At 60.4% G+C, this 18,022-nt stretch carries 13 protein-coding genes and 1 tRNA gene; 10 read left to right on the top strand and 4 right to left on the bottom strand.

Annotated features, from left to right (window positions below):
- Nucleotides 1-107: 107 nt before the first annotated feature.
- Entirely contained in the window at nucleotides 108-2,027 is a 1,920-nt protein-coding gene (locus CKW15_RS13725; RefSeq protein WP_095152221.1) for a PAS domain-containing sensor histidine kinase, read from the top strand.
- On the opposite strand, the gene CKW15_RS13720 is transcribed toward CKW15_RS13725, so the two are convergent.
- From CKW15_RS13720 to CKW15_RS13710, 3 genes are all read right to left on the bottom strand, one after another.
- The gene (locus CKW15_RS13720; RefSeq protein WP_095152220.1) at nucleotides 2,005-3,366 is read right to left on the bottom strand and encodes a sodium:proton antiporter; all 1,362 of its coding nucleotides are present in this window, start codon (nucleotides 3,364-3,366) and stop codon (nucleotides 2,005-2,007) included. The two genes, CKW15_RS13725 and CKW15_RS13720, sit on opposite strands and share 23 nt — an antisense overlap.
- Nucleotides 3,366-3,551 (bottom strand): hypothetical protein, encoded by a 186-nt coding sequence (locus CKW15_RS13715; RefSeq protein ID WP_095152219.1) that lies wholly within the window; start codon nucleotides 3,549-3,551, stop codon nucleotides 3,366-3,368. Before CKW15_RS13715 ends, CKW15_RS13720 begins: the two co-directional genes overlap by 1 nt.
- A gap of 225 nt (nucleotides 3,552-3,776) precedes the next feature.
- Complete coding sequence (locus CKW15_RS13710; RefSeq protein WP_095152218.1) at nucleotides 3,777-4,931, bottom strand: MalY/PatB family protein; 1,155 nt, start codon at nucleotides 4,929-4,931, stop codon at nucleotides 3,777-3,779.
- A gap of 296 nt (nucleotides 4,932-5,227) precedes the next feature.
- Here CKW15_RS13710 and fdnG point away from each other — a divergent pair, with 296 nt between their 5' ends.
- From fdnG to CKW15_RS13665, 8 genes are all read left to right on the top strand, one after another.
- Nucleotides 5,228-8,293: a formate dehydrogenase-N subunit alpha gene (gene fdnG / locus CKW15_RS13700; RefSeq protein WP_143498433.1), complete on the top strand. Its 3,066-nt coding sequence runs from the start codon at nucleotides 5,228-5,230 to the stop codon at nucleotides 8,291-8,293.
- Entirely contained in the window at nucleotides 8,294-9,229 is a 936-nt protein-coding gene (gene fdxH, locus CKW15_RS13695) for a formate dehydrogenase subunit beta (protein ID WP_095152216.1), read from the top strand. It abuts the gene before it with no gap.
- Entirely contained in the window at nucleotides 9,226-9,879 is a 654-nt protein-coding gene (locus CKW15_RS13690) for a formate dehydrogenase subunit gamma (protein WP_095152215.1), read from the top strand. Before fdxH ends, CKW15_RS13690 begins: the two co-directional genes overlap by 4 nt.
- A gap of 3 nt (nucleotides 9,880-9,882) precedes the next feature.
- Complete coding sequence (fdhE, locus tag CKW15_RS13685; RefSeq protein WP_095152214.1) at nucleotides 9,883-10,809, top strand: formate dehydrogenase accessory protein FdhE; 927 nt, start codon at nucleotides 9,883-9,885, stop codon at nucleotides 10,807-10,809.
- Between the two features lie 51 nt (nucleotides 10,810-10,860).
- Nucleotides 10,861-12,291, top strand: a complete 1,431-nt coding sequence (gene selA / locus CKW15_RS13680) for an L-seryl-tRNA(Sec) selenium transferase (RefSeq protein WP_095152213.1) — start codon at nucleotides 10,861-10,863, stop codon at nucleotides 12,289-12,291.
- Nucleotides 12,288-14,195, top strand: coding sequence for a selenocysteine-specific translation elongation factor (gene selB, locus CKW15_RS13675; RefSeq protein ID WP_095152212.1), 1,908 nt, complete (start codon nucleotides 12,288-12,290; stop codon nucleotides 14,193-14,195). Before selA ends, selB begins: the two co-directional genes overlap by 4 nt.
- Nucleotides 14,196-14,201: 6 nt before the next feature.
- Nucleotides 14,202-14,297, top strand: a tRNA-Sec gene (locus CKW15_RS13670).
- 152 nt (nucleotides 14,298-14,449) lie between these two features.
- The gene (locus tag CKW15_RS13665; RefSeq protein ID WP_095056168.1) at nucleotides 14,450-14,665 is read left to right on the top strand and encodes a hypothetical protein; all 216 of its coding nucleotides are present in this window, start codon (nucleotides 14,450-14,452) and stop codon (nucleotides 14,663-14,665) included.
- A gap of 65 nt (nucleotides 14,666-14,730) precedes the next feature.
- Here CKW15_RS13665 and gltS read toward each other — a convergent pair whose 3' ends face one another.
- On the bottom strand, nucleotides 14,731-15,945 hold the full coding sequence (gltS, locus tag CKW15_RS13660) for a sodium/glutamate symporter (RefSeq protein WP_095152211.1): 1,215 nt from the start codon (nucleotides 15,943-15,945) through the stop codon (nucleotides 14,731-14,733).
- A 290-nt stretch (nucleotides 15,946-16,235) separates the two neighbouring features.
- Between gltS and CKW15_RS13655 the strand changes: the two genes are divergently transcribed.
- Entirely contained in the window at nucleotides 16,236-17,846 is a 1,611-nt protein-coding gene (locus CKW15_RS13655) for a mechanosensitive ion channel family protein (RefSeq protein ID WP_095056170.1), read from the top strand.
- Nucleotides 17,847-18,022: the final 176 nt, after the last annotated feature.

Raw genomic sequence — 18,022 nt, 5'->3', positions numbered from 1 at the left:
CGACAACCAGGTGAAGACTTTCATGCGAGTTACCGCTCGCGGTTAATCGAGCTTTCCAATTTGGTGGTTTGTCGCATACTCCACAGAAACAATCAGGTGGCGCATCCATGAGTGAAGATCGAACCAGGTCCAACGCAATCGACGACAGTCGCTTTCGACTGCTGATCGATGCAGTGATCGACTACGCGATCTACATGATTGATCCCGATGGCATCATCACCAGCTGGAACGCTGGCGCCAGGCGTTTCAAGGGTTATGAAGAAGCCGAGATTCTCGGCCAGCATTTCTCGCGTTTCTATACCGAAGACGATCGCCGTGCCGGGTTGCCCCAGCGGGCGCTTGACACGGCGCTCACTGAAGGGCGTTTCGAAGGTGAGGGCTGGCGGGTGCGCAAGGACGGCACGCACTTTTGGTCCCATGTGGTGATCGACCCGATTCGCGACTCGTCGGGCACCTTGCTGGGGTTCGCCAAGATCACTCGGGACCTGACCGACCGCAAAATGGCCGAAGAAGTGCTCAAGCAAAGCGAGCAACAGTTTCGCCTGCTGGTGCAAAGCGTGACGGACTATGCGATCTACATGCTTGCCCCGGATGGACGGCTGACCAACTGGAATCCGGGGGCTCAGCGCATCAAGGGCTATTTTCCCGAGGAGGTCATCGGCCAGCATTTTTCGATGTTCTACACCCCCGAGGACCGCGCTGCCGGCGAGCCGCAACGCACGCTGGAGGTTGCTGTTCGAGAGGGGCGCTTTGAAAACAAAGGCTGGCGGGTGCGCAAGGACGGTACGCGGTTCCTCGCCCATGTGGTCGTGGACCCGATCTGGGGCGACACTGGGACCTTGCTCGGGTTTGCCAAGATTACCCGGGATATCACCGAAGTCACGCAAGCCCAACAAGCACTCGAGACCACTCGCGAAGCGCTGTTCCAGGCGCAGAAAATGCAGGCAATCGGTCAGCTCAGCGGCGGGATCGCCCATGACTTCAATAATCTGCTGACGGTGATCCTCGGCAATCTGGAAATCGTGCGCAAACGCGTGACAGACGATTCGAAACTCATCCGCCTGATCGACAACGCAACCCAAGGCGCCTTGCGAGGCGTTTCCCTGACCCAGCGAATGCTGGCCTTTGCCAGGCGACAGGAACTCAAATCCGAACCGGTACAGCTGCCAAAGCTGATCGAAGGTATTTCCGGACTGTTGCGCAGTTCGCTGGGGCCTTCTGTGGAAGTCGAGATCCGTTTTCCAAGGGGTCTGGAGCCCGTGCTGGCTGACGTCAATCAGTTGGAACTGGCCGTGCTCAATCTGGCGACCAACGCCCGGGATGCGATGCCCCTCGGCGGAAAAATCCTGATCAGTGCAAGAACAGAGGAGGTCGCTGAAAGCAGCCGTTCATCCCTGGCAGTTGGGCGCTATGTCTGCCTGGATGTGACCGATACCGGGGAGGGCATGGACGAAGTCACGCTGGCCTCTGCGATGGATCCGTTCTTTACCACCAAGGGTGTCGGCAAAGGCACAGGGCTCGGACTGTCGATGGTGCATGGGTTCATTGAGCAACTGGGCGGGCGCTTTATCCTCAAAAGCCAGAAGGACTTTGGCACGACCGCCGAGCTCTGGTTGCCGGTTGCCACCAATGGCTCTGCCACCAAACCGGCGGTGCAGGAGGCGGCCATTACGGTGCCCCGTCTGTGTGTGCTGGTGGTGGACGATGACAGCCTGGTTCTGACCAGTACGAGCCTGTTGCTGGAGGATCTAGGACACCGTGTCGTCAGTGCCGCCTCCGGGGCCAGGGCTCTGGAGTTGTTCGACAGCGAACCGGATATCAATCTGGTCATCACCGACATGGCCATGCCGCAGATGAGTGGTGCGCAACTGGCCCACGCCATCCGCCTGATGAATCCTGCGTTGCCAATCATCCTCGCTACCGGTTACGCCGAGCGCCTTGAGGGGTTTGCGGCTCATTTACCCCGGCTGTCCAAACCGTTTACCCAGCTCAACCTGGTGGAAATCATCGCGCGGGCGATGAAGTGACACGGCGCTTGCGCCGCTCGTAGCGGGCCAGCATCGGCTGGGTGCTGATGCCATGTACCAGAATGCTCAGCGCCACGACCGAGAGCGTGATATCGGCGCATAACGTCGCGACCGACGGCATCAAGTCATGGTTCAAGGCATAGAACAGGTAGTAAAAACTACCGATGCCGCGGATACCGAACCAGCCGATCAGCAGGCGTTGCGGGCCATCGATCAACCGGCCCCACGGCATCAGCGCGACGCTCAGGGGGCGGATTATCCCGAACAACACCAGCGCAATCACCAGGGCTCGCCAGTCCCAGTGGGTGATCAGCACCACCCCCAGCAGCGTCACCAGAAACACTTCCATGGCGCGCTCCACCAAGCTGCCAAATGAAAGCATATCGCCCATCATGATCCCGGCCGCAACCTGAGATTCCTCAAGGTTGTCGACGTCACCGTGCACCGCGTCCTCGGGTTCGACGTTCTGATGGCCTACCACGGCTTTAACCAGATGCTCCGCCGGTGTGTGGGCATCGCCCGCTGTCCTGACCTCGGCCTGACGCAACCCCAGGCCAGCGGCAAACACCGAGAGAAAACCGTAGCCCTGAATCGCTTCGGCCACGACATAGGCCAAGGCAATCAGGGCAAGGGCCAGGTAATCATTGGGCGAGAAGGTGCTGTCGGCATTCCTGATGCGCATGAACAGCGTCAGGCGGCCAATGCCGCGCCCCATCCAGTACCCGGTCAGCAAACCTGCGGGCAATGCCCACAACAGTTGCTTCAATGCCCAGTCATCAAGCCAGGCGTACGTGTCGCCGCTGTGCTGCATAAGCAGCAACCCGAGGATGACAAAGGGGAAGGCGATCCCGTCGTTGAGACCAGCCTCGCCCGTCAGCCCGAACCGTACCGTATCGTAGTCCTTGGCATCGTTGACCTGCACCAGTGAGGCCAGTACCGGGTCGGTGGGCGCCAGGATCGCCCCGATCAACAGCGACGGTCCCCACGGTAATGCAAAACCGAAGTGCAGCAATAACCCGACACCGATAATGGTCAGGACCATCACCGGTCCCGCCAGGGTGAATGCCACTCGCCATCGAAGGTCGCGAAGGGGCAAGCGCAGTTTCAAGCCGCAGACAAACAGTGAAAAAAGCACGGCGACTTCGGACAGATGCTCCATCCAGAACGCCGCTTCCTTGATATCGAGCCTGAGCAATCCCAGTCCCGCCGGCCCGATGACCACACCCAGCACCAGACAGACCGCGGAAGTGGTCACCGGCAGCCAGCGCAGGTAAGACGATGTCAGTGCCAGCGTCAGCAACACCGCACCCAGCACCGCCACCCAGGCTGTGAAGTCCATCAACTGACTGTAGCGCGCAGGTACTCAGGGGTAAGCACGTTGAACGCGGTAAACCCGATGCATTGATTGACCGTGGGCATGGACTCAAAGGTACGTGACATCCAGCGATGAGCTTCCTCTTCCTGGCGAATATCCGTCCAGGCGAAGTTCGGTTGAGTGAACAGCTTGAAGACGGGCGCGGACATGACGACCTCCAGGTATCAAGACCTATAGGGTGTTGAGCCCTGGAGGTCGCCACGGGTTCAATTATTCCACCGCGTAACAGCATCGATTTAATGACACACACAAGAACCTGTAGGAGCAAGCTTGCTCGCGAAAGTGGTGTGTCAATCAACAAAAATGTTGACTGTGATACCGCCATCGCGAGCAAGCTTGCTACAGGGGGGGGTAGCGGGGGGCTTCGGGGAGAATCAGGCCTTCAGGTTGCGCAAGCTGCGCTCCATCCGCGCCAGGCCTTCTTCCAGCAGTGAGCGTGGGCAGCCGAAGTTCAGGCGCACGAACTGCTTGCAGTCATCGCCAAAATCCAGTCCGGCACTCAGGCCGACCTTGGCCTGTTCAAGGAAGAACTGCTGCGGATTGTCCAGCCCCAGCGCCGAGCAATCCAGCCAGGCCAGGTAGGTACTTTGCGGAACGTTCATGGTGATGCCCGGCAAACGGGTGCGCACGGCGTCGACCAGGTAATTGCGGTTGCCTTGCAGGTAAACCTTCAACTCGGCGAGCCAAGGCGCCGCTTCGCTGTAGGCCACGCGAGTGGCTTCCATGCCCAGCGGGTTGACGCTGTCGACCATGCCGCATCGGGCGTGGTTGACGCGCTCGCGCACGTGGCGGTCCTGAATGATCATGAACGAGGTTTTCAGCCCCGCGATGTTGTAGGCCTTGCTCGCCGACATCAGCGTGATGGTGCGTTGGGCGATTTGCGGGCTCAGGGTGGCCATCGGAATGTGCGTGCGGCCGTCGAAGCACAGCTCGGCGTGGATCTCGTCGGAGATGATCCAGGCGTCGTGCTCCATGCAGATATCGGCAATGGCTTGCAGCTCTTCCCGGGGAAAGGCTTTGCCCAACGGGTTGTGCGGGTTGCTCAGCAGCAGCGCGCCGCCGCCCTGCAAGGATTCGCTCAACGTTGCCAGCGGCGTGGCATAGGTGCCGTCCGGCAGCGAATCGAAACTCAGCTCTACCTTGTTCAGCCCCCAATGCCCCGGCGCATGGCGCAGCGGCGGATAGTTTGGAACCTGCACGACGACATTCTGTTGTGCCTGTACCAGCGCCTTGAGCGCCATGTTGAAGCCCGACTCGACCCCCGGCAGGAAGATCAGCTCTTGCGGTTCGACGCGCCAGGCGTACTTGTTCCAGAGATCGGCGACGATCGCTTCGCGCAAGTCGTCCTGGGCAACGCTGTAGCCGACCATCGGGTGCTCCAGGCGTTTTTGCAGGGCCTGGACAATCACCGGCGGCGCGGCGAAGTCCATGTCGGCGACCCACATCGGCAACACGTCGGCCGGGTAGCGGCTCCATTTGGTGCTGCCGGTGTTGTGGCGGTCGAACACCTGATCAAAGTCGAAAGTCATGCGCGGTCTCGTAAGGCGGGGTTGAACATGCGCCAATGATAAGCGCCATCCTACTGCAGGAGCGAGCCTGCTCGCGATGGTGGGTCAGATACGCTGATGTCAGCTGACACACCATCGCGAGCAGGCTCGCTCCCACAAGGGTCTTCGCAGCAAGCTGATTTTGTCCGACGGTCGGTTGTCATGGTGAATTCGACAGCATTGGCTAAAGTTGAAGTGTCGGCACTCAGACTGCCGCCACCGTGGTTGTTCAAAAAGACCCGGCCATGTACCGGGTTCCACCTGATCAGGAGTGCACGATGGATCTCAGCCGTCGTCAGTTCTTCAAGGTCGCCGGTATCGGCCTTGCAGGCTCTAGCCTTGGCGCGTTGGGCATGGCCCCAACGGCTGCCTTTGCCGAACAGGTGCGTCATTTCAAGCTCGCCCACACCCATGAAACCCGCAACACCTGCCCGTATTGCTCGGTCGGTTGCGGTTTGATCATGTACAGCCAGGGCGATCATGCGAAGAATGTCGCGCAAAACATCATCCATATAGAAGGTGACGCCGACCACCCGGTCAACCGCGGCACCCTTTGCCCCAAAGGCGCAGGCCTGCTGGACTTCATTCACAGCCCCGGACGCCTGCAATACCCGCAGATGCGCAAGCCCGGCAGCACCGAGTGGACGCGTATTTCCTGGGATGAAGCACTGGACCGCGTGGCCGACCTGATGAAGGCCGACCGCGACGCCAACTTCGTCGAGAAAAACGCCCAGGGCCAAACGGTGAACCGCTGGCTCACCACCGGGTTCCTCGCGGCCTCGGCGGCGTCCAACGAAGCGGGCTACATCACCCACAAGGTCATTCGCAGTCTCGGCATACTGGGGTTTGATAACCAGGCGCGTGTCTGACACGGCCCGACGGTGGCAAGTCTTGCCCCGACGTACGGCCGTGGTGCCATGACCAACCACTGGACCGATATCGCTAACGCGAATCTGGTTCTGGTGATGGGCGGCAACGCAGCAGAAGCGCATCCGTGCGGCTTCAAATGGGTGACCGAAGCCAAGGCGCACAACAACGCCCGGCTGATCGTGGTCGATCCGCGTTTTACCCGGACCGCTTCGGTGGCCGATTTTTACGCGCCGATCCGCACCGGCACCGACATCGCCTTCATGGGCGGGCTGATCAATTACCTGCTGACCGAGGACAAGATCCAGCACGAATACGTGCGCAATTACACTGACGTGTCGTTCATCGTCAAAGCCGGGTATGGCTTCGAGGACGGGATTTTCAGCGGTTACGACGCGGCCAAACGGACGTACACCGACAAGTCCGGCTGGGGTTATGAGCTAGGTGAAGACGGCTTCGCCAAAGTCGACCCGACCCTGCAAGACCCGCGTTGCGTCTATCAACTGATGAAGCAGCACTACAGCCGCTACAACATCCAGTTGGCGAGCCAGATCTGTGGCATGCCGGTCGATGCGATGCAAAAAATCTGGGAAGAGATCGCCACGTGCTCGCAACCGGGCAAGACCATGACGATTCTCTATGCCCTGGGCTGGACTCAGCACTCGATTGGCGCGCAGATCATCCGCAGCGCGGCGATGGTGCAACTGCTGTTGGGCAACGTCGGCATGCCGGGCGGGGGCGTGAATGCCTTGCGCGGGCACTCCAATATCCAGGGCCTGACCGATCTGGGCCTGCTGTCGAACTCGCTGCCGGGCTACCTCACGCTGCCCACCGATGCCGAGCAGGATTACAACGCCTACATCGTCAAGCGCACACAAAAACCGTTGCGCCCAGGGCAGCTGTCCTACTGGCAGAACTACGGCAAGTTCCATGTCAGCCTGATGAAAGCCTGGTACGGCGCCAATGCCACGGTCGAGAACAACTGGGCCTACGACCACCTGCCGAAGCTGGACATTCCCAACTACGACATCCTCAAGGTATTCGACCTGATGGGCCAGGGCAAGGTCAACGGCTACATGTGCCAGGGCTTCAACCCCATCGCCGCGCTGCCCGATAAAAACCGGGTGATGGCGGCACTGGCCAAGCTGAAATGGCTGGTGGTGATGGACCCGCTGGCCACCGAGACCTCGGAGTTCTGGCAAAAGGTCGGGCCGTATAACGACGTCAACAGCGCCGAGATCCAGACCGAAGTCATTCGCTTGCCCACGACCTGTTTCGCCGAGGAAGACGGCTCTCTGGTCAACAGCAGCCGCTGGTTGCAATGGCACTGGAAGGGCGCCGATGGCCCCGGCGAAGCGCGCACCGACATACGGATCATGTGTGAACTGTTCCTGCGTCTGCGCCAGCGATACGAGAAAGAGGGCGGCAAATACCCCGATCCGATGCTGAAACTGTCGTGGCCGTACAAAATTGCTCACGAGCCTTCACCGGAAGAACTGGCCAAGGAAATCAACGGCTACGCCACCACGGATTTCACCGACGCGACGGGCGCGGCGATCAAGGGCAACGCGCAATTGGCCGGGTTCGGTCAACTCAAGGACGACGGCAGTACGGCATCCGGGTGCTGGATTTTCTGCGGCAGCTGGACCGAGGCGGGCAACCAGATGGCGCGCCGTGACAACAACGATCCGTTCGGCATGCATCAGCATCAAGGTTGGGCGTGGGCCTGGCCGGCGAACCGACGGATTCTCTATAACCGTGCTTCGGCGGATTTGTCCGGCAAGCCGTGGGATCCGAAAAAACGCCTGGTGTGGTGGAACGGCAAGGCCTGGGGCGGCACCGATGTGCCGGACTACAAGGCCGACGTGGCGCCGGAAGCGGGGATGAATCCGTTCATCATGAACCCCGAAGGCGTGGCGCGGTTCTTCGCCGTCGACAAGATGAACGAAGGCCCGTTCCCCGAACACTACGAGCCGTTCGAGACGCCAATTGGTATCAACCCGCTGCATCCGCAAAACAAGAAAGCCACCAGTAACCCGGCCGCGCGAATCTTCGATTCGGTATGGGAAACCCTCGGCGTGGCCAAGGATTACCCGTACGCCGCCACCAGCTACCGGTTGACCGAGCATTTCCACTTCTGGAGCAAGCACTGCAAGCTCAACGCGATTACCCAACCGGAGCAATTCGTTGAAATTGGCGAAGTGCTGGCCAAGGAGAAAGGCATCGTCGCCGGTGACCGGGTGCGAGTCAGCAGCAAGCGCGGTTTCATTGAAGCGGTGGCGGTGGTGACCAAGCGGATTCGTCCGCTGCAGGTCAACAATCAGGTGGTGCACCAGATCGGTATCCCGTTGCACTGGGGTTTCACGGGCCTCACGCGACACGGCTACCTGACCAACACCCTGGTGCCGTTCCTCGGCGATGGCAACACACAGACCCCGGAATCCAAGTCATTCCTGGTCAACGTGGAGAAAGTCTAAATGGCCAGCCAAGACATCATCGCCCGCTCGGCCACCACCACACCCGCGCCCTCGGTGCGCGGCGTGGACGAAGTCGCCAAGCTGATCGACACCACCAAATGCATCGGCTGCAAGGCTTGCCAGGTCGCCTGCTCGGAATGGAACGAGTTGCGCGACGAGGTCGGCCATAACCATGGCACCTACGACAACCCGCAAGACCTCACCTCGGAAACCTGGACGTTAATGCGCTTCACCGAGCACGAAACCGACGCCGGCAACCTGGAGTGGCTGATCCGCAAGGACGGTTGCATGCACTGCGCCGAACCCGGTTGCCTGGCGGCGTGCCCCAGCCCCGGTGCGATCATCAAGCACGCCAATGGCATCGTCGATTTCGATCAGGATCATTGCATCGGTTGCGGCTACTGCATCACCGGTTGCCCGTTCAACATTCCGCGCATCTCGCAAAAGGATCACAAAGCTTACAAATGCACGTTGTGTTCGGACCGGGTGGCGGTGGGGCTGGAACCGGCCTGCGTGAAGACCTGTCCAACCGGCGCCATCGTGTTCGGCACCAAGGACGACATGAAGGAACATGCCGCCGAGCGCATCGTCGACCTCAAGAGTCGTGGCTTTGAAAACGCCGGTCTGTACGACCCCGAAGGCGTTGGCGGTACCCACGTGATGTATGTGTTGCACCACGCCGACACGCCGCGGATTTATGCCGGGTTGCCTGATCATCCCGCGATCAGCCCGTTGGTAGGACTGTGGAAGGGCATCAGCAAACCTCTGGCGTTGTTGGCCATGGGGGCGGCGGTGCTGGCCGGGTTCTTCCATTACGTGCGCATCGGACCGAACCGTGTCGAGGAAGATGAGCACCCCAGTCCACCGGACACCTCGGTGCATGAGGTTGATCCGGCGGTCCATACCTTCGATCCACGCGGGGAGGGCAGGCCATGAGCAACAAGACCATCCTGCGCTACACCAGCAACCAGCGTACCAATCACTGGCTGGTGGCGATTCTGTTCCTGATGGCCGGGTTGTCCGGGCTGGCGTTGTTCCATCCGGCGCTGTTCTGGCTGAGCAACCTGTTCGGCGGCGGGCCATGGACGAGGATCCTGCACCCGTTCATGGGCGTGCTGATGTTCGTGTTTTTCCTCGGCCTGGTGTTGAGCTTCTGGCGCGCCAACTTCTTCATTGCCAATGATCGCCTGTGGCTCAGGCGCATCGATCGGGTGATGGCCAATGACGAGGAGGATGTGCCTGCGGTGGGCAAATACAACGCCGGGCAGAAGCTGCTGTTCTGGACTTTACTGCTGTGCATGCTGGTGCTGTTGTTCAGCGGTCTGGTGATCTGGCGGGCGTATTTCAGCGAGTACTTCGGCATCACCTCGATTCGTTGGGCGATGTTGCTGCATGCGCTGGCCGGGTTCGTGCTGATCCTGAGCATCATCGTGCACATCTACGCCGGACTCTGGATCAAGGGTTCGGTCGGCGCCATGCTGCATGGCTGGGTCAGCCGTCCCTGGGCGAAGAAACACCATGAACTCTGGTACCGCGAGGTGACCCGTGACGAGGCACCTAAACCACCGATCACGAAAAAGGGCTGACCGTTGCCAACCATCCTCGAACCCGGACAAATCGAAGCGGCGGCCAGTTCGCCGCCGTTTCTGCACCTGCCGCCGCACACACTTTTTGATCTGCGCGCCCAGCGCCTGGAACAGCTGGCCGAGGGGCATCCGCTGGCCGATTATCTGCGCCTCATCGCCGGGTTGTGCCGGGTGCAACAGCATGTGCTGGACAACCCGCCGCTGTGCGAACCGCTGGATCTACAACGCATTGAGGTCTGCAAACAACACGGCTTGCCGCCCTTCGCGGCCGACAGCCTGGTGCGCGAGGACGACTGGCAGCCGTATCTCGATGCATTGCTGGAAAGCTACCCGGCACCGTCGCAACCGGCTGTGACCGACGCACTGGCAGCGTTGAACCAGGCCAGCCCCGGTCAGCGACGCGCCTGGGCGGTGGCACTGGTCAGCGGCCAGTTTTCGCTGGTGCCGGCAGCGTTGGTGCCGTTTCTCGGTGCGGCCCTGCAAACGGCCTGGAGCCACTGGCTGTTGAGCACGCCCAACCTGCAACTCAAGCCCGGCGACAGCCTCAGCCAATGCCCGGCCTGCGGTTCACCGGCCATGGCCGGGGTGATTCGCAATCGTGGCAAGCACAACGGCTTGCGCTATCTGGCCTGTTCCTTGTGTGCCTGCGAGTGGCATGTGGTGCGGGTCAAATGCGTGTACTGCGAACAGAGCAAGGGGCTGGACTACCTCAGCCTTGAGGACGATCGCCACGCCGCCAATCAGGCACCGTTGCGCGCCGAGATGTGCCCGAGCTGCAACACGTATCTGAAATTGTTGTACCTGGAAAACGACGCCCATGCCGAAGCGCTGTCGGCGGACCTGTCCAGCCTGATGCTCGACATGCGCCTGGCCCAGGACGGCTACCAGCGTCTGGCGCCGAATCTGTTGCTGGCACCGGGAGACGAATGACCACAACGTCTACACTCTGGCGCGACGGTCTTTCGATTTCAGGAGTGCCAGATGTCCGCCAGCGGTGCCAGCCATCACCTGCGTTTGCCTTCCGTTGACAGTTTGTTGCGTCATGCGGCGTACCAGCCGTTGGCCGAGCGCTTTGGACGCGACGCGTTACTTGCCGCACTGCGTCAATTGCTCGACGAGTTGCGCGACGATGTTCAGCAGCGTTTGCTCGCGCCGGTTGAGGTCAGCCCCGAGGTGCTGGCGGGTAGAGTCGGCGAGCGGTTGGCCAGCCAACACCGCAGCCATGTGCGGCGGGTATTCAACCTCACCGGCACCGTCCTGCACACCAACCTCGGCCGGGCGTTGTTGCCCGAAGAAGCGATAGAGGCCGTACAAATGGCCGCTCGCTATCCGCTCAATCTGGAATTTGACCTGCAAACCGGCAAGCGTGGCGACCGCGACGATTTGATCGAGGGCCTGATCCGCGAATTGACCGGCGCCGAAGCCGTGACCGTGGTCAACAACAATGCTGCCGCTGTGCTGCTGACCCTCAACAGCCTGGGGGCGCGCAAGGAAGGCATCATTTCCCGGGGCGAGCTGATCGAAATCGGCGGCGCTTTTCGCATCCCCGACATCATGGCCCGTGCCGGGGTAAAACTGCACGAAGTCGGCACCACCAACCGCACCCACGCCCGCGACTATGAAGCGGCCATCAGCCCGCGCAGCGGCTTGATCATGCGCGTGCACGCGAGCAACTACAGCATTCAGGGATTCACCACGAGTGTGCCGACCGCCGAGTTGGCGCAACTGACCCATCAACATGGGTTGCCGTTGCTCGAAGACCTCGGCAGCGGCAGCTTGCTGGATCTGACCCGTTGGGGCTTGCCCGCCGAACCGACGGTGCGGCAGGCGCTGCAGGACGGCGCGGACATTGTCACGTTCAGCGGCGACAAACTGCTTGGTGGCCCGCAGGCCGGGCTGATTGTCGGAAGCAAAGCGCTGATCGCCAAGATCAAGAAGAACCCGCTCAAGCGCGCCTTGCGTGTCGACAAACTGACCCTCGCCGCCCTCGAAGCGGTGTTGAACCTGTACCGCAACCCGGACCGTCTGGCTGAGCGGTTGCCGAGCCTGCGCCTGCTGACCCGGCCGCAAAACGAAATTCTGGCCCAGGCTGAACGCCTGCGCCCGACGCTGGCCACGGTAGTGGGCGAGGAGTGGACCGTCAGTGCGTTACCGGCCCTGGGCATGATCGGCAGCGGCAGCCAACCGGTGGCGCGGTTGCCCAGCGCCGCATTGTGTCTGCGGCCGCTCACGTCGAAGCGTTTGCGTGGGCGTGCCTTGTTGAATCTGGAGGAAGCCTTTCGACGTTTGCCGATTGCCGTGCTCGGTCGCATTGACGATGACGCCCTGTGGCTGGACTTGCGGCAACTGGATGACGAACCGGCGTGGCTGGCGCAGCTCGATCAATTGCACATGGAGGGCGGGGCAGGGTGATCGTCGGCACCGCAGGGCACATCGACCACGGCAAGACGGCCTTACTCCAGGCGCTCACGGGCCAGGCAGGTGACCGACGCCGGGAAGAACGCGAACGCGGCATGACCATCGACCTCGGTTATCTCTATGCGGCGCTGGAGCCGGGAGCGGGCCTGACCGGTTTCATCGATGTGCCCGGTCACGAGCGCTTCACTCACAACATGCTGGCCGGGGCTCAAGGCATTGATCTGGTGTTGCTGGTGGTGGCTGCCGATGATGGGGTGATGCCGCAGACCCGCGAACATCTGGCGATTGTCGAACTGCTGGGCATTCCCCGGGCAATCGTTGCGATCAACAAATGTGACCGGGTCGATAGCGCCAGGATCGAAACCGTACACCAGCAAATCCGCGCCTTGCTGGCCCCAGGACCCTATGCCGATGCACCGCTGATTGCAGTGTCGAGTATCACCGGCGAAGGCGTCGAAAGCTTGCGCCAACTGCTGTTGCAAACCCAGCGCGAAGTGCAGCAACGCAGTACCGAAGGCGGCTTTCGCCTGGCGATCGATCGGGGATTCAGCATTGCCGGTGCGGGCATCGTGGTCACCGGCACGGCGTTGTCGGGGCAAGTGGCGGTGGGCGATACGTTGTTGCTGGGGCCGCAGGGCAAACCGGTGCGAATTCGCGGGTTGCATGCACAGAACCAGACGGCAGACAGCGCTTTTGCCGGTCAACGCGTGGCCCTGAACCTGAGCGCGGATCGCCTGGTGCTGGAGCAGATTCACCGTGGTCACTGGCTGCTTGCCGACTGGCTTCACGCACCCACCGAGCGCCTGGATATCGACCTGCAGCTGCTGGCGAGCGAGTCTCGCGCTTTCGAGCACTTCCAACCGGTTCACGTTCACCTCGGCACGCAGGACGTGACCGGGCGAGTGGCCTTGCTCGAAGGCGCCAGCCTGCCACCGGGCGAGCGCATGTTTGCGCAAGTCTTGCTCAATTCACCCGTGCACGCCGTGAAGGGTGACCGGCTGATCCTGCGCGACCAAAGCGCTCAGAGAACGCTCGGTGGCGGTCGGGTGCTCGACCCGTTTGCCCCCAGTCGCCAACGGCGCAGCCCCGAACGCCTGGCGCAATTACACGCTTTGGCCAACAGCGAGAAACTGGAAGAGATCCTGCCGGCGTTGTTGTCCTTCAGTGATGTCGGACTGGACCCGCAACGCGTGGAGCGTCAGTTCAATCGACCTCGCAACACCTGGGCGTTGCCCGACGACATTCGAATGATCGACACCCGGCAAGGCCCGTTGCTGTATAGCACCGCCCGTTGGGAAGCGCTGAAAGCTCCATTGCTTGCGCACCTCGCACGCTTTCATCAACTGGAACCCGACCAGATGGGCCCGGACCGCGACCGCTTGCGGCGCTTTACCGGCACCGCGCTCGACCGCCCGACCTTCATCAGCTTGCTCGACGAGTTATTGGCCAGTGGCGACATCGCCAGCAGCGGTCCGTGGCTGCATCTGCCCGACCATCAGGTGCGCTTGAGTGAAGAAGACGAAGCGCTGTGGCAACGCTTGCAACCGCTGTTCGAACAAGCCGGTTTCGACCCGCCGTGGGTGCGCAACCTGGGGCATGACGAAGCGACCGTGCGCGCGCTGTTGCGCAAAATGGCGCGTCTGGGCCTGTTGCATCAAGTGGTGCGTGACCTGTTCTACACCGACAGCATGATCCGTCGATTGGCAGCTATGCTTGTGCAACTGGCGGCCGTCGACCCGGTGATTCAGGTGACGGCGTTTCGCGATGCCGTCGGTTTGGGGCGCAAGCGCAGCATTCAGATTCTGGAATACTTCGACCGCATAGGCTTGACCCGGCGCTTCGGTGATCGTCGGCAGATTCGTCTGGACAATGCATTGGCTCAACACCCCGAGCCCTGATTTCAAGGAAGGCAATCGCGCCCGGTGGCGCGGCCGGGCTTCAAACCCGGTTGGGGACGGCATCCGTTCCCGGGCAGGTTCGACTCCGGCTGCCTTCCGCCAATTCTCTGCGCCGGGTCGATATCCCGCCCGGCGCTCTCCACGGCAGTCGAACTGGATGGATGATGCACTTTTTGATTTCACCGTATTTGAAACATGGACGAAACATTCAAGCCCTATGATTCGCGTCATCGAAAACAAAGGGCAAGGAAGAGATGAATCGGCCATCAAGAAGCGTGCGCAAACTGCTCGACTCCGTCGCCTCCAACAATGAGGCAGCGGCGCTCGATGTGATGCGTGCAGCTGAGCAACTCAAGGACGAGGTGTTGCGCCAACGGTTGCTCAACCTGATCCACCAGCTCCATCAGGACGCCTATGATTTGCGGATGGCGCGGGATGAGATCCAGGGCGGAACCATCAAACTGGCCTAGACGAGCGAAAAAAACTTCAAAAAAGAAGCCACTCAATCGAGTGGCTTCTTTGTTTTTGGCCGGGATTAAATACCGCTGAACATGCCGATGATCACTGCGTTGACCAAGTCAATGAAAAAGCCGCACACCAACGGCACGATCAGGAAGGCCTGGTGGGCTGCGCCGTACTTTTGCGTCACGGTCGTCATGTTGACAATGGCGGTTGCCGTGGAGCCGAGGGTAATGCCGCCGAACCCGGAAGCGATCACGCTGGCTTCGTAATCGCGCCCCATGAAGCGGAAGACCACAAAATACGTGTAGACGACGGTCAACAGAATTTGCAGGGTCAACGCGCACATTATGAACATCAAGGCGCCGCTGAGCTGCCATAACTGAAGCCCCATCAGGGCCATGGTCAAAAACATGCCCAGGCAGATATCCGAGATCAGTGCCAGACCCAGGCTCGCGCCGCTCCAGGTTTTCAATCGCGAATCACCCAGCACGGCCAGAACGATGTGGTGAATGACGATGCCCGCGAACAGGCAGCTGACGAACTTGGGCAGGGTGATGCCGGCATCGACCAGCAGCAGGTTGAGTCCATAGCCGAGCATCAGGGTCAGGTTGAGCCACATCCATGCCCAGAGCACGTCGTAGTAGTCCAGTGCCTTGCTCGGTTGTTGCTCGAGAATGCCGACTTCCAGCTCCGCATCCCGGGAAGGCGTCAGGCCATGACGATTGATCAAACGATTGGCGATAGGGCCGCCGATCACGCAAGCGGCGATCAGACCGACAGTGTTGCTGGCAATCCCCAGTTCATGGGCGTTACTGATGCCCAGTTTTTCGACGAAGATCGGTGCCCAGGCCAGGGTGGTGCCGACTCCACCGGTAAGGGAAATCGAGCCCACCATCAAACCCGCCTTGGGATCGAACCCAAAGGCTTCGGCCACACCCATGCCCAGCGTGTTTTGCAAAACAATGAATACGCTGGCGAGCACCAGCAGGATCAGCAGCGGGCGTCCGCCTTTGATGAGTTGGCGCATGTCCGATCGCAAACCAATACCGGCAAAGAAGTAGAGCAGCAACGTGTCGCGGATCTGCAAATCGAATTCGATCTGAATATTGAGGCCGAAGTACAGGAGCGACGTTACCGCCGCACAGACGAACCCGCCGACCACCGATTCGGGAATGCAGTATTGGCGTAGAAACGTGTTGTGTTGAACGATGGTTTTACCGAGGAACAGCAGGAGTATCGCAAGGGTAAAACTCACGAGTCCGTGAACTTCAAAAAGCTGGGAGGTCATCGAAAGCCCGCCTGGAAATCTGAAAAGTGCATTATCAGGATATAGCCGTCCAATGTTCAGACCTGCGTCAATGAACGGTGATTGGAACATAGCAGGAAAGCCGAAGCCTTCCTGTTTTCCCCCAAGGATCATGATTGCGAGTCGCAGAACTCGGCTAGTGCCCGAATCTCGGGACCATCACCCAGCGGCTCGCAAAGGGGAGGCTGCCGAAATCTGACAACCATTTATCGGTGAACTACGCTGCGAAACAAGCCTCTATCTGAATTTTTTGTGAAGTAAGGAAATGACCCATGCGGAGCAGGGTGCTCGCTGTATTGTTGACTGTATTCGGTCTGTTCTGGTCAGCGTTGTCATGGGCTGATGAAACACCCAAGGTGATCGATGCGCCCGCTGAACTGAAAGTGGCCAACCGCAGCATCATGGTGTTTCGAGCGACGATCCTCGGCGAAGCGCCGGCGTCGCGGGTCAAACGGGCGAAAGGGGTCATCGGCGAAGCCTTGGATGAAGCGGATGACCTGAGTGTCACCGTTGATCCTGTGCTGAAAAGCTACATGGTGCTGTTGGGCAGTCGCCGTGCCTTTATCGTGTCGCCCAAGGATTACGATGAAACCGAGTACGAATCGGCGCAACAGGCAGCCGAAGCGGCGGCTGCAAAACTGCGACAGGTAGTGGCCGAAATCCAGGAAGGCCGCAGCCTGCGGTTGATACTGCGGTCGGTGGCTGCGGCGTTGCTCGCCACGGGGATCTACCTCGGACTACTGCTGTGCATGGTGTTTCTGCGTCGCCGGGTGCTCAAGCGACTGCCCGAACTGATGCACAAGCACACTCAGGCGATCAAGGTCGGACGGGTGCCGTTGTTCGACGCCAAGTTTCTCTATCCGCTGGTCAGCCGCCTGCTCGAGTTTCTGCGTTGGGTCATCGTGTTGTTGCTGACGTATGAGTGGCTGGGGTTTGTCCTGTCGCGTTTTCCCTATACCCGGCCATGGGGTGAAAGCCTCAACAACTATCTGTTGGAAGTCGGCGATTATTTATTGCAAGGCATTCTCGGCGCGATCCCCGGCCTGGGCGTGGCGTTGGCGATCTTTTTCATCGCTCGCGGCGCCACGGCGTTCATGCGCCGGATTCTGCGCCGCATGGCCATGCCCGGCACCTTCAGCTGGCTGAACCATGAAACCCTGCAACCGACCCAACGCCTGACGTCCCTGGCCATCTGGCTGTTTGCGTTGGCCATGGCGTATCCGTACCTGCCGGGAGCGGGTACCGATGCGTTCAAAGGCTTGTCGGTACTGGTCGGTCTGATGATTTCACTGGGTGCTTCCAGCGTGGTCGGGCAGGCTGCGGCCGGGTTGATCCTGACGTACACCCGAACCTTGCGCCCCGGTGAGTTCGTGCGCATTGGCGATCACGAAGGGACAGTCACCGAACTGGGTATGTTCACCACCAGTATTCGCACCGGTCTGGGCGAGGTGTTGACCTTGCCCAACTCGATGATCACCGGCACGGTCACCAAGAACTACTCACGGGTCGTACAAGGCCCCGGTTACGTGGTCGATACCGTGGTGACCATCGGCTACGACACTCCGTGGCGACAGGTCGAAGGGATGTTGCTGGAAGCTGCAAGGCGCACGCCCGGGATTCTCGAAAACCCACCCGCGCAAGTGTTTCAAACGGCATTGTCCGATTTCTACCCGGAATACCGTCTGGTGGCCCAGGCCATTCCAAGCCAGCCTCGGCCGCGCGCGGTGTTGCTCAGCCTGTTGCACGCCAACATTCAGGATGTGTTCAACGAGTACGGCGTGCAGATCATGTCGCCGCACTATCTGGGCGATCCGCAACAAGAAAAGTGGGTGCCCAAGGACAAGTGGTTTACGGCTCCGGCGCAAGAACCCAAGGATCTTTGACCGCCACTGGAAGGGAGTTCGCACCATGCTTGAGTTTCTGCTCCACGCCTTGCGGACCGACCCGGAAATCGCGGTGTTCCTGGCCGGGGCACAAACCGAAGCGGCGTTGATGGCGGGGTAGTCATGGCTTTTTCTGACCACGTGTCGCGCGCGACCTTCCTGGCTTACTAATTATG

The organism is Pseudomonas sp. Irchel s3b5 (genome assembly GCF_900187435.1).
Taxonomy (GTDB): domain Bacteria; phylum Pseudomonadota; class Gammaproteobacteria; order Pseudomonadales; family Pseudomonadaceae; genus Aquipseudomonas.
The sequence above is the reverse complement of the archived record's forward strand: the minus strand, read 5'-3'. Positions and strand labels throughout refer to the sequence as shown.